Annotated in this window: 9 protein-coding genes; 1 reads left to right on the top strand and 8 read right to left on the bottom strand. The window is 36.6% G+C overall.

Annotation, left to right across the window (positions count from 1 at the left end):
* The 5 genes from SPADD19_RS02895 to SPADD19_RS12035 form a co-directional block, all read right to left on the bottom strand.
* Window positions 1–249 (bottom strand): phage replisome organizer N-terminal domain-containing protein (locus SPADD19_RS02895; RefSeq protein WP_241496443.1); only part of this gene is annotated, 249 nt, incomplete at its 3' end.
* Window positions 250–260: 11 nt separating this feature from the next.
* Complete coding sequence (ssb, locus tag SPADD19_RS02890; protein ID WP_061455138.1) at window positions 261–674, bottom strand: single-stranded DNA-binding protein; 414 nt, start codon at window positions 672–674, stop codon at window positions 261–263.
* On the bottom strand, window positions 667–975 hold the full coding sequence (locus SPADD19_RS02885) for a DUF3310 domain-containing protein (protein WP_241496442.1): 309 nt from the start codon (window positions 973–975) through the stop codon (window positions 667–669). The genes ssb and SPADD19_RS02885 overlap by 8 nt, the downstream gene beginning before the upstream one ends.
* On the bottom strand, window positions 972–1,181 hold the full coding sequence (locus tag SPADD19_RS02880; protein WP_061455137.1) for a hypothetical protein: 210 nt from the start codon (window positions 1,179–1,181) through the stop codon (window positions 972–974). Before SPADD19_RS02880 ends, SPADD19_RS02885 begins: the two co-directional genes overlap by 4 nt.
* Before the next feature lie 82 nt (window positions 1,182–1,263).
* On the bottom strand, window positions 1,264–1,419 hold the full coding sequence (locus tag SPADD19_RS12035) for a hypothetical protein (RefSeq protein ID WP_164905826.1): 156 nt from the start codon (window positions 1,417–1,419) through the stop codon (window positions 1,264–1,266).
* Window positions 1,420–1,541: 122 nt separating this feature from the next.
* Between SPADD19_RS12035 and SPADD19_RS02875 the strand changes: the two genes are divergently transcribed.
* Window positions 1,542–1,850 (top strand): hypothetical protein, encoded by a 309-nt coding sequence (locus SPADD19_RS02875; RefSeq protein ID WP_061455136.1) that lies wholly within the window; start codon window positions 1,542–1,544, stop codon window positions 1,848–1,850.
* Here SPADD19_RS02875 and SPADD19_RS12030 read toward each other — a convergent pair.
* The 3 genes from SPADD19_RS12030 to SPADD19_RS02865 form a co-directional block, all read right to left on the bottom strand.
* Complete coding sequence (locus SPADD19_RS12030; protein WP_164905825.1) at window positions 1,813–1,968, bottom strand: hypothetical protein; 156 nt, start codon at window positions 1,966–1,968, stop codon at window positions 1,813–1,815. The genes SPADD19_RS02875 and SPADD19_RS12030 overlap by 38 nt on opposite strands.
* 22 nt (window positions 1,969–1,990) lie before the next feature.
* Window positions 1,991–2,257 carry a helix-turn-helix domain-containing protein gene (locus SPADD19_RS02870; protein ID WP_061455135.1) on the bottom strand — a complete coding sequence of 89 codons (267 nt, stop codon included), beginning with the start codon at window positions 2,255–2,257 and terminating at the stop codon, window positions 1,991–1,993.
* 71 nt (window positions 2,258–2,328) lie between these two features.
* Window positions 2,329–2,963: ORF6C domain-containing protein (locus tag SPADD19_RS02865; RefSeq protein ID WP_128861564.1), on the bottom strand; the 635-nt coding region annotated here is incomplete at its 5' end.

Raw genomic sequence — 2,963 nt, 5'->3', positions numbered from 1 at the left:
AAACATAAGAGCCATCCTGATAGATTCTACATCTTCTCCGATTTCTAAGGCTAGTTCTTCCGCTAAATCTTCAGCTAGTCCTTCATAAAAAATAACCCCTTCATTCTCCAAACTTGTCAACATTATTTTTAAATAAATGATTGTGATTTCTTCCCCTCCAGGAAGTTTCCTCATGAGTTTCATTTCTTTTGAATTGAAGAAGTTTTCTTTTAACTGTAGCCAGTAATACCTCTTATTGCTTGTTGCCATTTCATCACCTCCTAAAATGGTAAATCATCATCCTTGATATCCATTGGATTTCCTGCGAATGAAGGTGGCATCTGCTCAGCCATAGAGTTCCGGTTGGCTGAATTGTCACGTTTTTCAAGAATCTGAAAGCTTTCAGCAACCACTTCTGTCACATACACACGCTGCCCTTGCTGATTTTCATAATTGCGAGTCTGGACACGACCGGTGATGCCGACAAGATTACCCTTCTTGGTCCAGTTTGCAAAGTTCTCGCCCAACTTGCCCCAAATAACACAGTTGATAAAGTCAGCATCATATTCACCATTTTGGTTTTTAAAATTCCGATTCACAGCAAGTGTGAACTGCCCGACCGCTTGATTCTGAGGAGTGTATCGAAGTTCTACATCACGAGTCAGACGCCCGATAAGTACAACATTATTAATCATTTGTACCTCCAACCAATGCCTCTGTCTTTGTCAATGCCTCTAGCTGTGACTCTACTTTTGTCAGTGCCTCTAGCTGTAGCATCATGGCTTTTTCTTTTTCAATCAGCCAGTCCATGTGCACCTTGGCTTTTTCCAAGTCCTCGATGCCATTTTTCTTACGATAACGAAGCAGATACTTAAGTAGATTACCTAAATGGTATCCGGTCAACTGCTCATCATTCATAAAGTTGCGATGGACATCGATGGCTTCTAAACCATTCCGTCCTTGGTAGTGTTTTGGATTATGTACGTTGTCGCTCATAATTCTGACATTCCTTTCACAGTTCTTTTTTGATGAATTTCTGACATTCTCTTATTCCACATTTCACGCTGATATTTTGCTGATTTGTAATGCTTCATTTTTGTCTTTTGGCGAACGATTATTTCACGCATCACATAGATTGCGAATACTGAAAGTAAAATGTATGTTACAAGAGCTACTGCTAAAATAATTTCAAATGTTGTCATTTTCTTCTACCTCTTTTGTTTCTTTTTCTGGAAATAGTTTCCGATTCAATATTTTTTAATTGGATCCATTTCAAAATCCTCTCTATTCTTTATTTTTCTTTTGTTCTATAGCTCTTAAAATTATTTCATGAGCTATATTTTTAGTAAGCTTTTCTAATTTGATTAAAGCTTCTCTATAAGTCTCTGATTGTTCAATTAGCCAATCAGATACTTTTATGATTTCATCTTCAAAATCCATCTCAAGACCGATGACCTTTCTATATTATTTTGGTAAGTTACTACTGACAAAAAACGGTTAAATAAGACCTCTTACTCCTTATGAAAATCGCATGTCAAATATCCGAGAAAGGAGGACAACTTATGACTTTTGATTTTTCAGGATTAGACAAAGTGTTTGATGAACTCAATCAGAAAGCTGAGCAATTAAGTGGTAGCTATGATTTTGATGAAATTTTCCCAAAATCATATATGCAATCAGTAAGTAAATATGACTCAATCGAGGACTTTTTAAAGGCAAGTCCAGAGACTATTACGAATGCTGAAGAGTTCGAAAAAGCTGATGAAGCGGTTCTTGATGTGTTTGTATCAGAGAATACGAATTTCTCAACATGGCAAGAAATGCTTAATGATGCTAGTTCTCGATTTGTTGTGGAGAAACTGAAATTTTAATTTCAAATTGTTCTAGCCGAGTAATTGCTTCTTGCAATTCCTTGGCTTTTTTTGAAACTTCGTTCAAGATTTCATTTAATTCATTTTGATCATCTAAAGTAATATTAATTTTCGTCATTATTTAAACCTCTTATATTCATCTAAATTACGATATTACTTTGAATGAATTGATCTAATTCATTCTTGTCAATGCGTTTTGTTCCGTCGATTTTATAGAGATTCAATCCCATCTTGATCCATTTTCTGATGGTATTTGAACTGCAGTCCGCATAGTGTGCTGCACTTTCTAGTGACAACCAACGTTTTTCTGCTATCTCCTGGTCTAAGAATTCAGTGAAAGATTCTTTAAATTGAACTCGAACCACTGATCTTATTCCGTTTTCAAATTCTTCGCTTAGAATATTCATTGTCATCTCCAATTTGTGATATAATGTAAATAGTTTCTTTTGTTGAGCGCCTGACTTCTGTTAGGTGCTTTTTATGCGTTGTAAGCATTCAATTCCATGATTTTCATTTTAGTGTTGGTGCTTGGTTCCCAAGTCATCCAGTAAGCAAGCGCTGCTTCTGCAAATTTCTTTGGCAGTAAGTCATATCTACTAATATTGAAATGATCCTTGAAATCAATCTCAGCTTGTCTGAAGACTGATTGAGCGAATATCTTATCAGCATAAGCTGGACTGTCAACGCCACCCAGGCAAGCAACTACACGAGCTTTTCGTTTCTTCAATAGTGATTGAGCGTAACTTGGGTGAATTGGCTGTTCATTTTTGAGATAGTCGATATCTTCAATCATGTTAGCTTGTTGTTCACGCAATTTCTTTTGTCCAGTAAATAGGGCAATGAAGGCATCTTCGTCTAAATCTTCACGGATGAAACCGCCTTTTCTGCGGATAGCTGGAAGGACTTCTGATGTAACCCAGCGTTTAAATTCTTTTGCCTGTGGCAATTTACTTGATAGGATAAGCGAGTACAATCCTGATTCGTTGATGATGATTGTTTCTTGTGTTCTTCCAAGATTATCTGTGAGGCCCTGTTTTAGGGCGTCATCTTCATCAACATGAAGAGCGATTGCATTTCTTGCTTTGCTATATCCTAATATGTCAGCGACATCTT

Source organism: Streptococcus parasanguinis, assembly GCF_001578955.1.
Classification (GTDB): domain Bacteria; phylum Bacillota; class Bacilli; order Lactobacillales; family Streptococcaceae; genus Streptococcus; species Streptococcus parasanguinis_U.
The sequence above is the reverse complement of the archived record's forward strand: the minus strand, read 5'-3'. Positions and strand labels throughout refer to the sequence as shown.